Annotated in this window: 15 protein-coding genes and 1 pseudogene; 9 read left to right on the top strand and 7 right to left on the bottom strand. The window is 75.1% G+C overall.

What is annotated here, in order from left to right; translation table 11 throughout:
* The first annotated feature begins 136 nt into the window (after nucleotides 1-136).
* From THESUDRAFT_RS12180 to trpA, 8 genes and pseudogenes are all read left to right on the top strand, one after another.
* A complete protein-coding gene (locus THESUDRAFT_RS12180) occupies nucleotides 137-1,618 on the top strand; it encodes a S1C family serine protease (protein ID WP_006903680.1) in 1,482 nt (493 codons plus the stop codon).
* 585 nt (nucleotides 1,619-2,203) lie between these two features.
* Nucleotides 2,204-4,099 carry an anthranilate synthase component I family protein gene (locus THESUDRAFT_RS14300; RefSeq protein ID WP_006903681.1) on the top strand — a complete coding sequence of 632 codons (1,896 nt, stop codon included), beginning with the start codon at nucleotides 2,204-2,206 and terminating at the stop codon, nucleotides 4,097-4,099.
* The gene (locus THESUDRAFT_RS05140; protein ID WP_006903682.1) at nucleotides 4,096-4,812 is read left to right on the top strand and encodes an anthranilate synthase component II; all 717 of its coding nucleotides are present in this window, start codon (nucleotides 4,096-4,098) and stop codon (nucleotides 4,810-4,812) included. The genes THESUDRAFT_RS14300 and THESUDRAFT_RS05140 overlap by 4 nt, the downstream gene beginning before the upstream one ends.
* Complete coding sequence (trpD, locus tag THESUDRAFT_RS05145; protein ID WP_006903683.1) at nucleotides 4,813-5,868, top strand: anthranilate phosphoribosyltransferase; 1,056 nt, start codon at nucleotides 4,813-4,815, stop codon at nucleotides 5,866-5,868.
* Nucleotides 5,865-6,707, top strand: coding sequence for an indole-3-glycerol phosphate synthase TrpC (locus THESUDRAFT_RS05150; RefSeq protein ID WP_006903684.1), 843 nt, complete (start codon nucleotides 5,865-5,867; stop codon nucleotides 6,705-6,707). The genes trpD and THESUDRAFT_RS05150 overlap by 4 nt, the downstream gene beginning before the upstream one ends.
* A 256-nt stretch (nucleotides 6,708-6,963) precedes the next feature.
* A complete protein-coding gene (locus tag THESUDRAFT_RS14950; protein ID WP_006903686.1) occupies nucleotides 6,964-7,914 on the top strand; it encodes a phosphoribosylanthranilate isomerase in 951 nt (316 codons plus the stop codon).
* 135 nt (nucleotides 7,915-8,049) lie between these two features.
* Nucleotides 8,050-9,279, top strand: a pseudogene (trpB, locus tag THESUDRAFT_RS13315) (tryptophan synthase subunit beta); the annotation flags it as partial.
* Between the two features lie 254 nt (nucleotides 9,280-9,533).
* Nucleotides 9,534-10,472 carry a tryptophan synthase subunit alpha gene (gene trpA / locus THESUDRAFT_RS13320; RefSeq protein WP_006903688.1) on the top strand — a complete coding sequence of 313 codons (939 nt, stop codon included), beginning with the start codon at nucleotides 9,534-9,536 and terminating at the stop codon, nucleotides 10,470-10,472.
* A 228-nt stretch (nucleotides 10,473-10,700) separates the two neighbouring features.
* Here the strand turns inward: trpA and THESUDRAFT_RS05175 are convergent, their stop codons facing one another.
* The 4 genes from THESUDRAFT_RS05175 to THESUDRAFT_RS05190 all read right to left on the bottom strand — a co-directional run bounded on the left by THESUDRAFT_RS05175 (nucleotide 10,701) and on the right by THESUDRAFT_RS05190 (nucleotide 14,470).
* Nucleotides 10,701-11,066 carry a hypothetical protein gene (locus THESUDRAFT_RS05175; RefSeq protein WP_006903689.1) on the bottom strand — a complete coding sequence of 122 codons (366 nt, stop codon included), beginning with the start codon at nucleotides 11,064-11,066 and terminating at the stop codon, nucleotides 10,701-10,703.
* Nucleotides 11,067-11,235: 169 nt separating this feature from the next.
* On the bottom strand, nucleotides 11,236-12,504 hold the full coding sequence (locus tag THESUDRAFT_RS05180; RefSeq protein WP_006903690.1) for a DUF4097 family beta strand repeat-containing protein: 1,269 nt from the start codon (nucleotides 12,502-12,504) through the stop codon (nucleotides 11,236-11,238).
* Complete coding sequence (locus THESUDRAFT_RS05185) at nucleotides 12,501-13,022, bottom strand: DUF2089 domain-containing protein (RefSeq protein ID WP_006903691.1); 522 nt, start codon at nucleotides 13,020-13,022, stop codon at nucleotides 12,501-12,503. Before THESUDRAFT_RS05185 ends, THESUDRAFT_RS05180 begins: the two co-directional genes overlap by 4 nt.
* Nucleotides 13,019-14,470 carry an MFS transporter gene (locus THESUDRAFT_RS05190; protein ID WP_006903692.1) on the bottom strand — a complete coding sequence of 484 codons (1,452 nt, stop codon included), beginning with the start codon at nucleotides 14,468-14,470 and terminating at the stop codon, nucleotides 13,019-13,021. Before THESUDRAFT_RS05190 ends, THESUDRAFT_RS05185 begins: the two co-directional genes overlap by 4 nt.
* 383 nt (nucleotides 14,471-14,853) lie before the next feature.
* Here THESUDRAFT_RS05190 and THESUDRAFT_RS05195 point away from each other — a divergent pair, with 383 nt between their 5' ends.
* A complete protein-coding gene (locus tag THESUDRAFT_RS05195; RefSeq protein WP_006903693.1) occupies nucleotides 14,854-15,828 on the top strand; it encodes a TIGR01777 family oxidoreductase in 975 nt (324 codons plus the stop codon).
* A 78-nt stretch (nucleotides 15,829-15,906) separates the two neighbouring features.
* On the opposite strand, the gene THESUDRAFT_RS05200 is transcribed toward THESUDRAFT_RS05195, so the two are convergent.
* From THESUDRAFT_RS05200 to THESUDRAFT_RS05210, 3 genes are all read right to left on the bottom strand, one after another.
* The gene (locus THESUDRAFT_RS05200; protein WP_006903694.1) at nucleotides 15,907-17,190 is read right to left on the bottom strand and encodes a class I SAM-dependent rRNA methyltransferase; all 1,284 of its coding nucleotides are present in this window, start codon (nucleotides 17,188-17,190) and stop codon (nucleotides 15,907-15,909) included.
* A 154-nt stretch (nucleotides 17,191-17,344) separates the two neighbouring features.
* Nucleotides 17,345-18,055, bottom strand: coding sequence for a PaaI family thioesterase (locus tag THESUDRAFT_RS12190; RefSeq protein WP_006903695.1), 711 nt, complete (start codon nucleotides 18,053-18,055; stop codon nucleotides 17,345-17,347).
* Complete coding sequence (locus THESUDRAFT_RS05210; RefSeq protein ID WP_006903696.1) at nucleotides 18,052-18,372, bottom strand: 4a-hydroxytetrahydrobiopterin dehydratase; 321 nt, start codon at nucleotides 18,370-18,372, stop codon at nucleotides 18,052-18,054. Before THESUDRAFT_RS05210 ends, THESUDRAFT_RS12190 begins: the two co-directional genes overlap by 4 nt.
* Between the last annotated feature and the right edge of the window lie 176 nt (nucleotides 18,373-18,548).

The following is an 18,548-nucleotide window of genomic DNA, read 5'->3' on the forward strand; positions in this document are numbered from 1 at the left end:
CAGCCCCTTGCCCCCTCGGCAACGGCCGACCCGGAGCGCCGGGTTAAAATGACCTCGGTGAAGGCTGCAGTGACATGGCATGGGAAGCTGGGCGGGCGGCCCGGAGCAGGCCGCCCGCGGGAAGGAGCCGGACGCCATGGATCGCCACGACGGCAGCCCGCTTGACCGTCCCCTCAACCCCCTGGTCCGGTCCGGCCTGGACCCGGAGTCACCCCAGTCGGCGGTGCCGGACCGGCCCGGACCCGATGGCGGCGACGAGCCCTCGGACCGCATCGGCCCCACCTGGGCCCATGAACAGGCGGGTGGGTGGAGCGACGACCGGTACGGCGCAGGCGGTGCATACGGCGAGGACCGGGGCAGGTACGAACCGCACGCGGCCGGTGCCGTTGGCCGGCCGCGTCCTCAGGAGCGGCACGGCTGGTGGTCCCGGCTGGTGACCGCCCTGGTGGGTGGGCTGGTGGGAGGCGGCCTTGTCTTCTACGCCGTGACGGCCGGCCCCCTGGCGGCCGCGCCGGGCCGGGCGCCCGACGCCGGCCTTGGCGGCTCGGGGACGGGCAACGGCGCGCCCGCCCCGGTGACGGAGCCTGCACCGTCCGGCAGCCCTGGCGCGCCCGTGGTCGATTTTTCGCAGGTCTACGCCCAGGTGGCGCCGTCGGTGGTGCGGGTGGTGCGCACCGCCCGAGGGGTGAGCCCCTGGCTCGGCATCTTCCAGGAGGAGAGCTCGGGCTCAGGGGTGGTGATCGATGACCAGGGCCACGTGGTGACCAACTACCACGTGGTCGAGAACGCCTCCCGGCTTTGGATCGTGCTGGACGACGGCACCCAGGTGGAGGCGCGCCTGGTGGCCCAGGACCCCAGCCACGACCTGGCGCTTTTGCAGGCCGACCTGCCCGCCGGCCAGGTGCGCCCGGCCCGGCTGGGCGACTCCGATGCCCTGCGGGTGGGCGAGCCCGTCATGGCGGTGGGCTACCCGTTCGGGCTGCCCAAGACGGCGACCACCGGGGTGATCAGCGGCCTGCACCGCAACAACCTGCAGGCCCCCAACGGCCGGGTCATCCGCGAGGTGATCCAGACCGACGCGCCCATCAACCCCGGCAACTCGGGCGGAGCGCTGGTCAACGCCCGCGGCGAGGTGGTGGGGATCAACACCGCCATCCTCTCCAACGTGGAGTCGCGGCCCGGGTCCATCGGCATCGGCTTCGCCGTGCCGATCAACATCCTCAAGCGGGAGCTGGATCTCTTCCTGGCCGGTGGCACCGTCCAGCACCCGTGGCTGGGCATCGGCGGCGTGGCGGTGGATCCGGCCTCCTACCGGGAGCGCGGCCTGGCCGTCGACCACGGCATCCAGGTAGCGGAGGTGGTGCCGGGCGGCCCGGCGGACCGGGCGGGCCTGCGGGCCGCCGAGCCCCGGCGCCTGGGCGGCACGGTGATCCCCTATGGCGGCGACGTGATCCTGGCCGTGGACGGGCAGGCCGTGCGGGACGTACCCGATCTGGTGGCCTACCTGGACCGGAAGCGGGTGGGGGACCGGGTGACCCTCCGCATCAACCGGGACGGGCAGGAGCTGCAGGTCCTGGTGGTGCTGGGGGCTTTCCCCGACGAGCTGGGCGGCGACTGAGACTGAGGCCACTGAGTTGACATCGGCGGCGGGTCCTTCTACAATCCGAGGCAACAGTTCAGTTCGCCAAAGGCAATGCGCGGGACGAGTAGGCGTGTACCGGCGGCCAGCGAGCCGGCGACCCGGGCCATCCGGGATGGTGCGAGGCCGGTCCGTCACAGGGCACGCTGAATGGACCCGCAAGCCGCAGGCCGAACGCGGCGCCCGCCCTCCCGGGCCGCCAGTAGGCCCTGCCGGAGCCCCCACCGTGACCCGGGGGAGGGTATCGGCCGAAAGCCCGTACCCGAACGAGTGAGGCCTACCGGCCTAACTCGGGTGGCACCGCGGAAGCTCCCTTTCGCCCCGAAGGCGAAAGGGATTTTTTGTTACGCCGGCATCGCGTAGCCGGCGCCGCGGTCCCCGACAGGCACCCTGCCGCCTCCCGCCCGCCGTCGCGACAGCGGGCCGGGCGGCGGGTGCGGGCCCGGTGGACCTAATTGGGGTGGCACCACGGAACGGCGCCTTCCGTCCCCGGACGGAAGGCGCCGCTTGTCTTCCGGCCCCCGCTGACCGGGCGGCCGCCAAGGGAAGGGAGAGGAGACCGCCATGGCCAGTGCACCCGCGACCCTGGTTCTGGAGCTGGCTCTGGATCAGGAGACGCCCGTGACCCTGTTCCGGCGGCTGGCCGGCGACGGGCCCGGATTCATCCTGGAAAGCCTGGGCGGCGGCGAGCGGTCGGGGCGCTATTCGTACGTAGGTGTCCGGCCGGTCCGGGAACTGGTCTGCACCGGCTCGGGGTCGGTGATCTATCACCGGGACGAACCCGGCGGTACCGTCCTCGACGTCACGCCCGGTCCGGCCGACCCCTTCGCCGCCCTGCGCCGGTTCGTCCCCCGGCGCCCGGTTGCCCCCGGCTTCCGCTTCGCGGGCGGCGCCGTGGGATACCTGGGCTACGATGCCGTCCGCTTCCTCGAGCGGCTGCCGGGGCGGCCGCCCGCCGATCCCCTGCTCCCCGTGGCCCGGTTCATGGAGTGCGCCCTGCTGGCGGTGCTGGATCACCGCACCCACCGGCTCTACCTCATGGCGCCCGTGCTGGACCTTCCCGGGCGGTCCGAGGAAGAAGCGCGCCGGGCCGCCCGGCGCAGGCTGGAGGAAGCGCTGGCCGCCCTGGAGGCGCCCCTGCCGCCCCGGCCCCTTCTTCGCCTGGACGGCGGCGCCGGGGCGCAGGCCATGGTCCCGGCCGGCCTGCACAGCAACATGGCGGCGGGGGACTTCCTCGCGGCGGTGCGCCGGGCCCAGGCGTACATCCGGGCCGGGGACGTGTTCCAGGTGGTGCTCTCCCGCCGGTTCGAGTTCGCCTGGCCTCCCGCAGCGGGCGCCGGAGACGGGCCGGCGGCGGTCGGGCCCGCCGGCGCCGGGAGCGCGCCGGCGCCGGGCGTGCCGGCCGGGGACGGGCCTGCCGGCGCTGGGAGTGCGCCGGTGACGGGCGCGCAGGCCCGGGACGGGCGGGCCGGTGGGGGCACGCCGGCGCCGGGCCTTGCCGGTGCCGCCAGTGCGGTCCCAGAGGATCTCGACCTCTACCGGGCCCTGCGGGTGATCTCGCCCTCCCCTTACATGTTCTTCCTCCGCTTTGACGGGGAGACCACGCTGCTCGGCGCCTCGCCCGAGCTTCTGGTGCGGGTGGAGGGCCGGCGGGCCCTGACCCGGCCGCTGGCGGGTACCCGGCCCCGGGGCCGGGGCGAGGAGGACGACCGGGCCCTGGAACGCGAGCTCCTGGCGGATCCCAAGGAGCGGGCCGAGCACACCATGCTGGTCGATCTGGGCCGCAACGACCTGGGCCGGGTGTGCCGCCCGGGCACCGTGCGGGTCGAGCGGTTCATGGCGGTGGAGCGCTACTCCCACGTGATGCACCTGGCCTCCGACGTGGCCGGCGAGCTGGCGGAAGGCCGCGACGCCGTGGACGCCCTGGCCGCCTGCTTCCCCGCCGGTACCCTGACGGGGGCGCCCAAGGTGCGGGCCATGGAGATCATCGACGAGCTGGAACCCGTCGCCCGCGGTCCCTACGGCGGGGCGGTGGGGTATCTGGGCTACGACGGCGACCTGGACATGTGCATCGCCATCCGGACCCTGGTGCTCCATGCCGGCCGGGGCTTCCTGCAGGTCGGGGCCGGCGTGGTGGCCGGTTCGCAACCGGAGGGCGAGTGGGCCGAGACGGAGGCCAAGGCCCGCTCGGGGCTGCGGGCCCTGGCCCTGGCGGCCGCCCTGGGCAAGGCCCCGTCCCGTCTACCGGACGAACCCGGCTCGGCGCCGGCCGCCGCCCGCGTTGCCGGCGGCCGCCGGGGGCTCGCCGCCGGGGGCCCGGCCGCCGGTTGGGCCCCGGCCGGTGGCTCCGGCCCCATCGCCGAGCCCGCTGCCCCCGGGCCCGTCGCCGGGGGGGCGGCCGCCGGCCCCGCGGCCGCGGCGGTGGTGGCTGCCGAAGGGGAAGGAGGGGGTCCTGCGTGAGCCTGCGGGTGCTGGTGATCGACAACTACGACTCCTTCACCTACAACCTGGTCCAGCTGCTGGCCGAGCTGGGCGCCCAGGTGGAGGTCTTCCGCAACGACGCCATCGACGGGGAGGGAGTGGAGGCCCGGGATCCCGATGCGGTAGTCCTTTCCCCGGGACCCTGCACCCCCCGCGAGGCCGGCTGCTCCATGGAGGTGGTGCGCCGGCTGGACGCCCGCCGCCCCCTGCTGGGGGTATGCCTGGGGCACCAGGCTATCGCCGCCGCCCTGGGGGGCAGGGTGGTGCGGGGCCCCGAGCCCGTCCACGGCATGGCGTCGGCGGTTTTCCATGACGGCACGGGACTGCTGGCGGGCCTGCCCTCGCCCCTGGAGGCCGGCCGGTACCACTCGCTGGTGGTCGACCCTGCCAGCCTGCCCCCCGAGCTGGAGGCCTGCGCCTGGACTGCCGACGGCCTGATCATGGGCCTGCGGCACCGGCACCGGCCGGTCTACGGCCTGCAGTTCCATCCCGAGTCGGTGCTGACGCCCCGGGGCCGGGACATGCTCGAGCAGTTCCTCGCCATTGCCGGCCGGTTCCAGGCCGAGCGCCGCCGGGTCCAGTCCCGGCCCGCGCCGTCCGGGCACCAGGGCCGCCCGGCGGCGGTGCCGGCCGCCGCGGGCCCGCAGGCAGTGCCGGCCGGTTCGTCCCCACGGGTGGAGGAGGGGTCCTGAATGGAGAGCAACGCCCTGCAGGCGGCCCTGGCCCGGGTGCTCTCGGGCCGCGACCTGACGGCCGCCGAGGCCGAAGCGGCCATGGACGTCATCATGTCCGGGGCGGCCACCCCGGCCCAGGTGGCCGGCTATCTGGTGGCCCTGCGCATGAAGGGGGAGACGCCGGCAGAGATCGCCGGTTCGGCCCGGGCGATGCGGCGCCACGCCACCCCGGTGCCCACCCGGCGCCAGGGGGTGATGGACACCTGCGGCACCGGGGGCGACGGCCGCCACACCTTCAACATCTCCACCCTGGCGGCCATCGTGGCGGCGGCCGCGGGGGTGCCGGTGGCCAAGCACGGCAACCGGTCCGTTTCCAGCCGCTGCGGCAGCGCCGACGTGCTGGAGGCCCTGGGCGTGCCCCTGGACCTGGAGCCGGCGGCCCTGGGCCGCTGCCTGGACGAGGTGGGCATCGCCTTCCTCTTCGCACCCCGGCTCCACGGGGCCATGCGCCATGCCGCCGGCCCCCGCCGGGAGCTGGGGATCCGGACCATCTTCAACCTGCTGGGCCCGCTGACCAACCCGGCCGGAGCCCGCTACCAGCTGCTGGGCGTCTACGCCGCCGAGCTGGTGGAGCCGGTGGCCCGGGTGCTGGCCGAGCTGGGGGTGGAACGGGCCCTGGTGGTCCACGGGGCGCCGGGCCTCGACGAGATGTCCGTTTGCGGTCCCACCCTGGTGGGCCGGGTGGACGGCGACCAGGTCACCCTCACGACGGTGGAACCGGCCGCCGCCGGGCTACCGGTGTATCCCCTCGAGGCCATTGCCGGCGGCGATCCCGCCCGCAACGCGGCCATCGCCCGCCAGGTCTTGGAGGGGCGCCGGGGGCCGTACCGCGACGCCGTCATTTTCAACGCCGCCGGCGCCCTTCTGGCCGCCGGCCGGGTGGGCGACCTGCGGGAAGGGGTGGCCGAGGCGGCCCGGCTCCTGGACAGCGGTGCGGCGGCCGCCAAGCTGGAGGAGTGGGTGCGCCTGGCCCAGGCGCTGGCCCCCCGGCCAGCCGGGGAGGTGGCGGGATGACCCAGGGCGCCCTGGCGGGCCGGCTGGCCGCCATCGTGGCCAGCGTGGAGCGGCGCCTGGCGGAGCGGCAGGCCCGGCGGCCCGAGGCCGTCCTGGAGCGGGCGGTGGAAGAGGTATTAGCCCGGGAACCCCGCCGCAGCCTGGCTGCGGCCCTGGCCGGAGGGCGCCGGCGGCCGGTGCCGGCGGTGATCGCCGAGATCAAGCGGGCCTCGCCGGCGGCCGGGCGCCTGGCAGGCGCCGGCGGCGGGAGCTTCGACCCCGAGGGGCAAGCCCGCGCCTACGTGGAAGGCGGTGCGGCGGCGCTCAGCGTGGTGACCGAACCGGATCACTTCCAGGGCGATGTGGCGGATCTCGGGCGGGTGCGGCCCCTGGGGCTGCCGGTGCTGCGCAAGGATTTCATCGTCAGTCGGTACCAGCTTCTGGAGTCCGTGCTGGCCGGGGCCGACGCCGTGCTGCTCATCGCCCGCATCGTGCCGCCCCGGTTGCTGGCCCGGCTGGTGCGGGCGGCTGAAGAGGCGGGCCTTGAGCCCTTCGTCGAGGTCAACGACCGCCGGGACGTGGAGGCGGCCGTCGCCGCGGGGGCGCGGCTGATCGGCGTGAACCACCGGGACCTGGACACCTTCACCCTCGACCCCGGGCGGTTTGCGGAACTGGTGCCCCTCCTGCCGGAGGAAGCCATCCGGGTGGCCGCCAGCGGCATCGCCACCCCGCAGCGGGCCCGGGAGCTGCACGCCCTGGGAGCCGACGCCGTGCTGGTGGGCGAGGCGCTGATGCGCAGCGGGCATCCGGCCGGGTGGCTTCGCCAGCTGGCGGCGGGCGCAGGGGGTGGGGCTCCGTGAGCCGCGGTGGCGGCGGCTTCTATCCGAAGGGCGCCCGGGACCGTTGGCTGGAGGCGAAACCGGTCCGGTCGCGCCCACCGGTCCCAGGCTGGTCGCGGGGTGCGGCACCCGTCCGGCCCCGGGATCCGGTGCCGGACGGGCTGTCGGACGGGCTGCGGAACCTCGCATGGGGCCGGTCGCGGGACCCGGTGCTGAGCCGGTGGCCCGGCGCGGCGGCGAACTGCACCCCGAAGGTGCTGCCGGGAGGCGGGGAGCGGTGAGCACGGCCGGTCTCTGGATCAAGATCTGCGGCCTGCGGGATGCGGCCACCGCCCGGGCGGCCCTGCAGGCGGGCGCCGACGCCCTGGGCTTCGTCTTTGCTCCGAGCCCCCGGCAGGTCGACCCGGCCACCGTGGCGCGCATCGTAGCCGGGCTACCGCGGGAACTGCCGCTGGAGAGGGGACCGGCGGGGGCCGGCAGGGCCGGTTCCGCCGGCGATTTCGGACCGCGCCCTGCCCTGGTGGGCGTGTTCGTCAATGCCTCGCTGGCCGAGATCCTGGTCGTCGCTCGCCAGGCGGGGCTGACCCACGTTCAGCTCCACGGCGACGAGCCGGAGGACCTGGTGGCTGCCCTCCAGGCCGAGGGGCTGCGGGTGATCCGGGCGGTGGCGGCGGCGGCCAGGGGTGCTGCGGGCGGGACCGCCGCGGCCGCGGGCCGCGGTGCAGCCGTGGCCCATGGCACGGTAGCGGCCGCCAGCGAAGCCACGGGCACCTGCAGCCAAGACGACCCCGGCGAAACTGCGGGGACCGGCGGGGCAGGGCACTCCAGCGCAGCGGCGACCACGGCCGGGGAAGGGGAGTCCCCCGAGCTCCAGCAGGCCCTGGTCACCCGGGCCGACCGCGTGCTGCTGGATGCGGCGCTGCCCGGCCAGCGCGGGGGAACGGGGCAGCGGGCCGACTGGGCGGCAGCCGCCTGGCTGGCCCGCCGGCGGCCGCTGATCCTGGCCGGGGGGCTCAATCCCGAGAACGTGGCCGAGGCGGTGCGGGCTGTGCGCCCCTGGGGCGTCGACGTCTCCAGCGGGGTCGAACGGGCCCGCGGGGTCAAGGACCCTGAGCGGATCGCCCGCTTCATCGCCGCCGCCCGGGCGGCGGTCGGCGGCGGTCCCGAGCCGGTCCGGGAGAAGCCGCCGGCAAGCCATGCGGACAAGCGATGGGCGGGCTTGAGATAGGACGGGACCGTAACCCAGATAGGAAGGGACCGGGGCGGTGAGCGCCGCCTGGAGCAGCGGCAGCGACCACCATCGCCGGCATGCCGGGAAGGAAACCATCGCCAGCGAGCAGGGCAGGAAAAGAGGGAGAGAGCGATGCACCACCACGCAGCCCAGGGGGCGGCGGCTCCGGGCGGGTCGGGGACGGGGCCCGACGCCCGGGGCTACTTCGGGCCCTTCGGGGGCCGGTTCGTCCCGGAGACGGTGATCCCCGCCCTGGAAGAACTGGAGCAGGCCTATGGGGAGGCCGCGGCGGACCCGGCCTTCCGGGCGGAGCTGGAGGGCTACCTGGCGGAGTTCTGCGGCCGGCCCACGCCCCTCTACCGGGCGGACCGGCTGGCGGCCGCCTGCGGCAACCCGGGGGTGCGGGTCTACCTGAAGCGGGAAGACCTGAATCACACCGGGGCCCACAAGATCAACAACGCTCTGGGCCAGGCGCTGCTGGCCCGGCGTATGGGCAAGCGGCGGGTGATCGCCGAGACGGGGGCAGGGCAGCACGGCGTGGCCACGGCCACGGCGGCGGCGGTGCTGGGGCTGGAGTGCGAGGTCTTCATGGGCGCCGAGGACATGCGCCGCCAGCAGCTGAACGTCTTCCGCATGGAGCTGCTGGGTGCCCGGGTCCGGCCGGTGACCTCGGGAACGGCCACCCTCAAAGATGCCACCAACGAGGCCATCCGCCACTGGGTGACCCACGTGCGGGACACCCACTACATCATCGGGTCGGTGGTGGGTCCCCACCCCTATCCCCGCATGGTTCGGGATTTCCAGTCGGTGATCGGGCGGGAGGCCCGGGCGCAGGTCCTGGAGAAGGAGGGGCGCCTGCCCGACGTGCTGGTGGCCTGCGTGGGCGGGGGCAGCAACGCCATGGGCCTGTTCTACCCCTTTGTGGACGACGCGGGGGTGGCCATGATCGGGGTGGAGGCGGCGGGAGAGGGCCTGGAGACGGGGCGCCACGCGGCCTCCCTGACGGCCGGGCGGCCGGGGATCCTCCACGGGGCCCTGAGCTACCTCTTGCAGGACGAGGACGGCCAGGTGCAGCCGGCCCACTCCGTCTCCGCCGGCCTGGACTACCCCGGCGTCGGGCCCGAACACGCCTACCTCAAGGCCAGCGGCCGGGCCCGGTACGAGGCGGTGACGGACGAGGAGGCGCTGGAAGCCTTCGAGTTGCTCTGCCGGACGGAGGGAATCGTCCCGGCGCTGGAGAGCGCCCATGCCATCGCCTACCTGCGGCGCCTGCTGCCCCAGCTGCCGGCGGGCAGCGTCGTGGTGGTCAGCCTGTCGGGGCGGGGCGACAAGGACGTGGCGGAGGTGGCGCGGCTGCGGGGCCGCGCCGGCCGGGGCGTGAACCGGAGCGCTCCCGGCGGCAACCCGAGCCACGACGCCGGCCGCCCCATGCTTGGCAACCCAGCGGAAGCCGGGATCACGGCGGGACCTGTGGGGCGGGGGATGCCCGCAGCGGCGCCGGTGGCTGCCGCGGCCGGAGCGCCCGCGGCGGCGGCCGGGGCCGCGGGCCCCATGGCGCCAGCAGCGGCTTGCGGGACCACGGGCCCCGCGGGGTCCCGGGGAAAGGAGGAGAGCCGGTGGATCCAGCGGTAGCGGGTGGGGCAGTAGCTGGTGAAGCGGCGGCCGGTGGGGTGGCGGCCGGTGGGGTGGAGGCCGGCGCGGAGGTGCCCGAGCCGGTCAACCGCCTGGACGCCGCTCTGGCCCGGGCCCGCTCCGAGGGGCGGGCGGCGCTGATCGTGTACGTCACCGCTGGGCACCCCGACCTGGCGGTCACCCGGCAACTGGTGCCCGCGCTGTTCGCCGCGGGCGCCGACGTGGTGGAGGTGGGGATGCCCTTTTCCGATCCCCTGGCCGACGGGCCCACCATCCAGCAGTCGACCCAGAAGGCCCTGGCCCGCGGGGTGCGGCTGGCGGGGGTCCTGGATCTGGTGCGGGACCTGCGGGTCCAGGGCGTGGACGGGGCCCTGGTGCTGCTGACCTACGCCAACCCCCTCTTGGCCCGCGGCCTGCTGGATGACCCCAGCCCCCTGGCCGCCGCCGGCCTGGACGGGGTGATCGTCCCCGACCTGCCCATGGTGGAGCGGGGCCGGGCCGAGGCCGCCTTCCGGGCGGCCGGTCTGCACCTGATCCCCATGGTGGCGCCCACCAGCTCGCCCGAGCATGTGCGGCGGGCCGCGGCCGGGCGGGGCGGGTTCGTCTACTGCGTCTCGGTGACGGGGGTGACGGGGGCGCGGAAGAACCTGCCCGACGAGCTACCCGCGTGGCTCGACCGTATCCGGGCGGCGGGGCCGCGGCCGGTGGCCATCGGCTTTGGCGTCTCGGGGCCGGAGCAGGCCCGGGCCCTGGCCGCCCATGCCGACGGCGTCATCGTGGGCTCCGCCCTGGTGGAGCGGATCGAGGAGGCGGCCCGGGATGGCTCGTCCACAGACGAACAGGCGAGGGTCCGCGCGGTGGTGGATGCGGCGACCGCCTTCGTGACGGCCCTCCGGCAGGCTCTGACGGGGAACCGGCCTTGACGAGGGCGGGACCGGACGCCGGGCGGCAGCCCAACCGCACCGTACCTTCCCTGCTGGCAGAGGTCCGGATCCGGCTGGGGCTGCCGCCCGCCACCAGCGGATGGGCCTGCTGCGGGGGATGAAAGGCGGGTTCGCCGGAGGATCACCGGTTTGCCGGGCAGCGCTGGGCCAAGGGCAAGCCGGTCGTGGGGCCCGCGACGAGGGGCACGGGGGTGGGGGAACGGCCGGCTAGCCCTTGCCCCCGCCCTCGGGTTCGATGATGGCCGTCTCCCAGGCCTCGGGATCCTCGATCAGCGACTGGGCCACCCGGTGGAGGACGTGGCCCAGCTCCGTCCAGCGGTCGGCGGCGTTCTTCCCCAGGGGAAAGACGGAGGCGTTGCCCTCCCGGTCCCAGCTGACCAGCACCGACGCCGTCTCCCCCGAGGGCGGCGACGGCAGGGCATACCCCGCCCCGCGCAGCAGCGACAGCACGATGCCGAACCAGAGGGTGGCGCTGACCGGTCGCAGGGTGCCCTGGGTGGGGGTGCGGGAGGCGCCGGGAATGTACCCGTAATGCCAGGTGGTGCTGGCCGGGTCGAACATCAGCACGTGCACGGGACGAACCCTCCCCGGCGCCCCACCCTCCGCAGGGGTGGCCCGCTCCCGTGGTGGGGCGCCGGTTCCAAGGTGCCCACGGCTTTCCAGGACTATGCATGGCGCAGGCCGCCGGGCAGGGGCGCGGGGGGTGTCCTGAACCGGCAGGCGGCCGGAGGCGGCCGGGCCGTCAGGCCTCGCTTTCGCCATCCCGACCGGCACCCTCCAGGACCTCGAGCCAGCGGTCGGCCTCTTCCACCGTGAGCTCTCCTCGGGCCAGGGCCTCCAGCACCTGGCGCGGGTGGTGGTAGGGGCCGCGGCCTCCGCCCTCGGGGACCGGCGACGGACCGGCCGGAGCGGGTACATCCCCCCTGGGCCCCGTGGTCTCGGGGGTTCCTGCGGGGGCCGGAGTCCCGCCGGCGGCGGCCGCACCGGCGCCGGAGCCGGGGGCGAAGCCCAGGGCGGCACCACCGGGGCCAGGATGCCCCGGCGCGGGGTGCCCAGGACCGGATCCCGCTCCCGCTGGCGGCGAGCCGGCTCCGGCCGGGCCGGGACTGGGGGCCGGATCCTCCGGCCGGGCCGGTCCGGCGGGCGGAGCCGTTGAGGGCCCCGGCACCGGTCCGGCGCCCTCACCCCCGCCGGAGCGGTCCGCCGCACCATAGCCCACCACCCGGATGTTCCCCGCTCCCGTGGTGATCTCCACGGTGCCCTCGCCGGGCCCCAGGCTGTCCACGACCCGCTGGCCCAGGCCGCCCCGGCGGCCCACGTGGATCCCCCCGGGCACGTGGATCGTCCCCGCCCCGGTTTGCAGCTCCATGCGCCCGCCCCGCACGCCGGCTAAGTCGAGGACCACGTTGCCGAACCCGGATCGCGCCTGGATCCGGGCCGCCCCCTGGTTGCGGGGCCGCAGGTCGACGGAGCCGGCCCCAGTGGTCACCTCGGCCTCCGCCTCCACCTCCGCGTCGAGGAAGACGTCGCCTGCCCCCGTGCGGATGCGCACCCTGCGCAGCCGGCCGCCCCGCACCGCCACCTCGCCGGCCCCCGCCTGCACCTCCAGGTCCCCGTGCTGGCCCACCAGGGTGACGTCCCCGGCGCCGGTGCGGATGCGCCAGCGGCCGCGGCAGCCCGAGGCCCTGAGATCCCCCGCCCGCACGTGCAGGTCGCCCTCCAGGTCCAGGTCCCGCAGGTCGACCTCGCCCGTACAGCGCACCACCAGGGCCTCCACCGCCGGCGGCAAGGTCAGGCTGAGCTGCTCCTCAGGCCCAATCCAGCCCGTCCAGCGGCGGGGGTGGGGGGTGCGCAGGACCAGGGCCTCGCCCTCCCGTTCTGCCACCAGGGAGGGCGGGCCCTCCCAGTCAAGCCCGTAGCCCGGACGAACCCGCACCGCCAGCCGCCCGCCGTGGACCTCCACCCGGCGCACGCCTTCCACCAGCCGGGACCCGGCCGTGTGCTCCTTCATTGTGGTTCCTCCCCTTCCCCAGGCCGAATACGGTGGTCCTCAAGGTCCGGGCCGCCGCCCGAGCCGGCTGCCGGGCGGGAGCCGGGCCCCGGGCTGCTGGCCGGACCCGCGGCGCTCAACAGTTCCAGCGCCTCGTCCACCGCCAGCTCGCCCCGCCGCACCCGCTCCAGGATGGCCTGCCGGGTTCGTCCCCGGGGGGAAGCGGTGCCGGGCGAACCGGCTCCCCCTTCGCCGGAGCCCGCAGTGGCGGGGCCGCCCAGGGCCTCGATGATCTCGTCCAGCTTCTTGCGCACCGTGGGGTACGACACCCCCAGCATCCGCTCCATCTCCCGCAGGTTGCCGGCTGCCCGCAGGAAGAGCAGGGCAAACCGCCGCTGTTCCGGATCCAGGAGGTCGAAGGGGCTCAGCCGGTAGCGGGACCGGATCTGGGTCGCGCAGGCCGGGCAGGCCACCTCCCGGACCTCCAGGTCATGGCCGCAGTGGGGGCAGCGGGCGGGAACTTCAAAGGGCGGTCTCATCCGCGATTCACCTCCACAGCCCCGGACCCGCTCGCGGCGTTCCCGGCGGCGGGGTGATCCAGCAGGGTGCGCATGGCCGGGGCCCGCCACCAGGCCGCCGCCACGGCGAGCACGGTCAAAAGGGCCGTAGTGGCGAAGATCATGGGGACGGGGACCCGGTCGGCCAGGGTGCCGCCGGCCATCTGACCCAGGGGTTGCAGGATCATGGCCACGGTGTAGAGCAGGCCGAACACCCGGCCGCGGAGATCGGGGGTCACGGCCTGCTGGAGCATGGTGGTGGCGGCCACGTTGACCAGGGCGTTCACCACGCCGAAGAGGCACCCGGCGGCGATGCTGGCGGGCAGCCAGCGGCTGGAGCCCAGCACGGCGCCAAGGAGGGCCTGGAGGACGATCAGTTGCATCCAGCCCCGGGCCCGGCGCGGCCCTCGACCGGTCCCCGCCAGCAGGCCGCCGGCCAGTGCGCCCACGGCCAAGGATGCCTGGATCCACCCGAGCACCTGGGGTCCCCCTTGCAGCACCCGCTGCACCACCACGGGGATCAGGACGAAGGAAGCGGCGAAAGCCAGGTTCAGGACCGACACCAGGATGAAGAAGGGGCCCAGGTCGGGCCGCCCGAAGACGGCCGCCACCCCCTCCCGGAACTGGGCGGCGAAGGAGCGGTGGGAGCCCGTGGCCGGGCCGGCCGGGCGGCTGCCGGCGCCACCGCCCGCTTCGGATATGGCCGCAGCGCCGGCCTCGGAGGCGGTGCCGGGCCGGCCCGCCGTCTCATCGGGAGAGGACGGCGAGGGCGCCTTCCAGCCCAGGGCCCCCGCCAGCAGGATGGCCACGGCCGAGACGGCATAGGAGACGGCGTCGGCCAGGGCGGCCCAGCCCGGATGCCGGCTGGCCAGCACGCCGCCCAGGGCGGGACCGGCAATCCGGCCGACGCTCTCGCCGGTGGCCACCAGGCCATTGGCTGCGGCCAGCTGCTGGGGCGGCACCAGCTCCGGCCAGATGGCACTGCTCAGGGGTACGAAGAGGGCGAGGCCCGCGGCATCCACGGCGAGAAGCGCCAGGACCGCGGGGAGGGTCGCCCGGCCGGTGAAGAGCAGGGCGGCCAGGGCGGCCATCACCAGGCCGCGCCCCACCTCCAGAATCAGGAAGAACCGGCCGCGGTGCCAGCGGTCGGCCAGCACGCCGGCCGGCAGGCCGGCCACGGCCATGACCAGGGTGACCACCGCGTTGACGCTGGCCATCCACTGGGCCGAGCCGGTGGTCTCAAGGACCCACCACTGGATGGCCATCATGTTGGCCATGCCGCCGGCCACGGAGACGATCCGGGCCAGCCACAGCACGACGAAGGGGCGCCGGCGCCAGAGGGAAGGCGGAGACGCTGCCTTGCGCGTCGAGGGCCCGGCCGGGGTGGCGTTGCGGGCCGGGGCGCCTTTGGGGTTGCCGGTGACGGACACGGGGATTCCTCCTCCCGTTCCCGGGAAGCCTTACATAACGATGATGAACACGGTATTAAACAAAGTCAATAACATGATCAACGAATTTAATTAGTGGCTTCGATGTCAGGCCGCCGGCCCCGAATTGGGCAGGCAGGCCCCCGGAAGATGGCCCGTCCTGGTGACCGCGGCAGCGAGGTGAGCAGGATCCCCCAGTCCGGACCGCGAACTGGCAATATTAGACAGGGGCGCGGCAGCACCGGGCCCGCGGCTCGCAAGGATGACCTCGATCCCCTGGGCTGATTCGGTTTGGAAACGGACACCGGCCGGTGCGAAGATCGTCTCGATTCCGGTAAGGGGTCCGAGGCGGAAAGTGCGGCAAAAGCCGCGTGGGAGGGACAGCCATGCGGGTGGTGATCAGCGGCGGCACGGGCCTGATCGGATCGGCCCTCGCCCGCCGGCTGCGAGCGCTGGGGCATGAGGTGGTCATCCTCACCCGGGGGGCGACGGGCGGGCCCACGGGTACGGCGGCCGGCGCGGCGGCCGGGGAGGGGGCGGATGGCGGCGGAGGGCTGTTGCGCTACCTGTCCTGGACGGCGAAACCGGTGGCGCCCGGGGACCCCCGGCCGGGCTGGTGGGAGGCGGTGGCCGGCGCGGGGGCGGTGGTCAACCTGGCGGGGGAGTCCATTGCCGCCGGCCGCTGGACCCCGCGCCAGAAGGAGCGGATCCGGGAAAGCCGGATCCAGGCCACCCGGGCGCTGGTCCAGGCCATCGAGGCGGCCGAGCCCCGGCCGGCGGTGCTGGTGAGCGGGTCGGCCGTGGGCTACTACGGGCCCCGGGGCGACGAGGTGATCGACGAGGAAGCGCCGCCGGGGGACGACTTCCTCAGCCGGGTCTGCGTGGATTGGGAAGCCGAGGCCCGCAAGGCCGGAGCGGCCGGCGTGCGGGTGGTCCTGGTGCGGACGGGGCTCGTCCTGGCCCGGGAGGGGGGCGCCCTGCCCCGGCTGGTTCTTCCCTTCCGGCTGGGTGCCGGTGGGCCGCTGGGTCATGGGCGGCAGTGGGTGCCCTGGATCCACCTGGACGACCTGGTGGCCCTTCTGGTCTTCCTCATCGAAACGCCGGGCCTGGAAGGCCCCTTCAACGGCACGGCGCCTGAGCCGGTGACCAGCCGGGACCTGGCCCGGGCCCTGGGGCGGGTGCTGCGCCGGCCGTCCTGGCTGCCGGCACCGGCCTTCGCCCTGCGCTTGGCCCTGGGGGAGATGGCCGACGCCCTGCTCTTGAGCGGCCAGCGGGCCGTGCCGCGCCGGGCCCGGGAAGCCGGCTTCCGCTTCCGGTTCCCGGAGGTCGAACCGGCGCTGCAGGATCTGCTGGATCGCTAGCACCAGGGGTGGGGCTCTCCCGCTGGGGGTCGAGCCCCAGCCTGCGCGATCCCTGCCTTGTGGAAGGAACCAGCCCGTCTACCACACCTCGACGATGTAGCACTTCAGGTAATCGCTTTCCCCCGCCCCCAGCAGGACGGGGTGGTCGGGGGCGGCACCCCGCCGCTCCAGGATCCGGACCCGCCGGCCCACATCCCGGGCGGCGTCCAGCAGCATCTCTTCGAACAGGTCGCGGGTCATGTGGTAGGAGCAGGAGCAGGTGACCAGGATCCCTCCGGGCGGCAGCATCTTCATCGCCCGCAGGTTGATCTCCTTGTACCCGCGGTAGGCACCGGCCAGCGCCTGGCGGTTTTTGGCAAAGGCCGGGGGATCGAGGATGATCACATCATAGCGCTCGCCTTCGGCCGCCCGAGCCCGCAGAAAGTCAAAGGCGTTGGCGTGGTGGAAGGTCACCCGGGCCTCGCCGCTGCCCAGCTGGCGGCGCACCTGCTCCACGTTCTCGCGGGCCACGGCCAGGACCTCTTCCTGGATGTCCACCGCCACCACCTCCCGGGCGCCGTACACCAGGGCGTGGCAGGTGAAGGCCCCGGTGTGGCAGAAGGCATCCAGGACCCGGGCCCCCCGGACGTAGCGCCGCAGGGCGGCCCGGTTGTCCCGCTGGTCCAGGAAGTGGCCGGTCTTGTGCCCCCGGGCCACGTCGACCACCAGCGGCAGGCCGTTCTCCCGGATCACCACCCGCGGGTCGAACCGGCCCCTGAGGAACCCGGCCCGCTGGGGCAATCCCTCCAGCTCCCGGACCGGCACGTCGTTGCGCTCGTAGATCCCCTCGGGCGCCACCAGCTCGTCCAGCAGCTCGACGAGCAGCGGCTGCCAGCGGTCGATGCCCAGGGCCAGGGTCTGGACCACCAGCACCCCGGCGAACCGGTCGACGATCAGGGCGGGCAGCAGGTCGGCCTCGGCGAAGACCAGCCGGAAGCTGTCGGTGTCGGGCTGGGCCGCCTGCAGGCGCCGGCGCAGGGCCAGGGCCCGCTCCAGGCGGCGGCGGAAGAAGGTGCGGTCGATGCCTTCGTCCGGGTCGGCGGTCAGCAGGCGGACGAAGATCATGGACCGGGGGTTGATGTAACCCTTGCCTACGAACCGCCCCCGGGCGTCCACCACCTGGACGATGTCGCCGGGGTCGTAGGCGTCGTCGGAGACGGTGTAGACGTCGGTGCGGTAGACCCAGAGCCGGCCCTGGCGCAGGGCGGCATCCCGCCCCGGCTTGAGCTGGACCCGGGTCGCCCGTTCCCGCGGCAGGCTCGCCACGGCGGGACCGGTGCCGCTTCGTCCTGCGTCCCCTGCGTCCGAGGAGGTTGGAGGCAAGCTTGGACCCTCCAGATCAGGCAATGGAATTGTTTCCTCCGCACCAGCCGGCAGGTCCGTCGCCGCATCAAGCCCGGCCTGCCGTTGCGTCCGGTGCGGCACAGGCCGGCTGCGGGCCGCCGGTGGCCCGGCCCGCGCCGCGGTACGCCAGCCGTCACGCCCGCCGGCGCCCCGCCCGGCCCAGCGGGTCCGGGCCGCAGCCCGGCCGGCCCGGCTCGGAGCCGGGCCGCTCCGGCGGCCGGTGCCGGTGCAGGGCGTAGCTGCCCTGGGCCGTGGCCACCAGGTGGCCGCCGGCGTCCCGCACGTCGGCCTGGGCAAAGGCGATCCGGCCACCCAGGCGCAGGACCCGTCCCTCGGCCATGACGGTGCCCCGGGCCGGCTCCAGGAACCGGATGGACAGCTCGATGGTACCGCCGATGCGGTCGCCGGCCGGCAGCAGCGACAGGATGGCGTTGCTCATGGCACCGTCCACCAGGGTGGCCAGGGCCCCGCCGTGGACATTCCCGAAGCGGTTGCCGATCTCGGGCCGGGCGGGCAGGCGCAAGAGGGCCCGCCCGGCGGCCGCCTCGACCACCTGGATGCCCAGGTGGCGCCGGAAGGGGATGGCGTCGTCGGGATGGCGCGGGTTCGCCAGACCAGCGGCGTCGGGGCCGGCGCCGTGGCCGGAACCGGGGTCCGCGCCGGTGCCGCCCGCAGGCTCGCCGCCCGGAGGGGTTCCGCCCTGGGGCGCCCCGGGCCCCCTGCCCGGAGGGGTTCGGCCCTGGGGTGGACGGGGCTCCCCGCCCCCAGGGGTTTCGCCCTGCTGTGCACCGGGCTGCCCGCCCGGCACCGCGGCCCCCGGCGCCGGGACTTCCCGGTGCGTCATGGGCCCGATCCTTCCCCGGCCGCACCCCGCCAGCGGGCGGTGTGGCGGTCGATGGCCGCGGCCAGGGCGAAGTCCAGGTCGGTGAGGCCCCCGGCGCTGTGGGTCGTCAGGACCAGCGTGACCTGCCGGTAGCGGATGTCGATGTCGGGATGGTGGTTCATCCCTTCGGCCAGCCCGGCCACCACGCCCACGAAGAACACGGCGTCCCGGAAGGAAGCCAGCCGGTACACCCGGCGGAGGGTGTGGCCCTGGCGCTCCCACCCCGGCAGGGACGCCAGCCGCTCCTGGATGGCCGGCTCGTCAAGACGCTGGGGCATTCCCATGCCTCCCCCCGTCCAGGCGGCGGCCCAGACCCCGGGCCAGGCCGCACCGCCGCCCCATCCGGTCCGGGCCCCCAACCGCCATGGGAGGAAGGTCCTGAAGGCCCGCCCCCCCTGGAGGGCCCGGGTTCGCCCTTCCATGGTACACCACGCCCGTACACCACGCCGCCGGG

The organism is Thermaerobacter subterraneus DSM 13965 (assembly GCF_000183545.2).
GTDB lineage: Bacteria > Bacillota > Sulfobacillia > Thermaerobacterales > Thermaerobacteraceae > Thermaerobacter > Thermaerobacter subterraneus.

Bases quoted from the DNA above. Each gene is read 5' to 3' on its own strand.
- THESUDRAFT_RS05210 (WP_006903696.1), bottom strand. From the start codon at position 18,372: ATGCCCCAGCGTCTTGACGAGCCGGCCATCCAGGAGCGGCTGGCGTCC.
- THESUDRAFT_RS14300 (WP_006903681.1), top strand. From the start codon at position 2,204: ATGGCCAGTGCACCCGCGACCCTGGTTCTGGAGCTGGCTCTGGATCAG.
- THESUDRAFT_RS05195 (WP_006903693.1), top strand. From the start codon at position 14,854: ATGCGGGTGGTGATCAGCGGCGGCACGGGCCTGATCGGATCGGCCCTC.
- THESUDRAFT_RS05185 (WP_006903691.1), bottom strand. From the start codon at position 13,022: ATGAGACCGCCCTTTGAAGTTCCCGCCCGCTGCCCCCACTGCGGCCAT.
- THESUDRAFT_RS05150 (WP_006903684.1), top strand. From the start codon at position 5,865: ATGACCCAGGGCGCCCTGGCGGGCCGGCTGGCCGCCATCGTGGCCAGC.
- THESUDRAFT_RS05180 (WP_006903690.1), bottom strand. From the start codon at position 12,504: ATGAAGGAGCACACGGCCGGGTCCCGGCTGGTGGAAGGCGTGCGCCGG.
- trpD (WP_006903683.1), top strand. From the start codon at position 4,813: ATGGAGAGCAACGCCCTGCAGGCGGCCCTGGCCCGGGTGCTCTCGGGC.
- THESUDRAFT_RS12190 (WP_006903695.1), bottom strand. From the start codon at position 18,055: ATGACGCACCGGGAAGTCCCGGCGCCGGGGGCCGCGGTGCCGGGCGGG.
- THESUDRAFT_RS12180 (WP_006903680.1), top strand. From the start codon at position 137: ATGGATCGCCACGACGGCAGCCCGCTTGACCGTCCCCTCAACCCCCTG.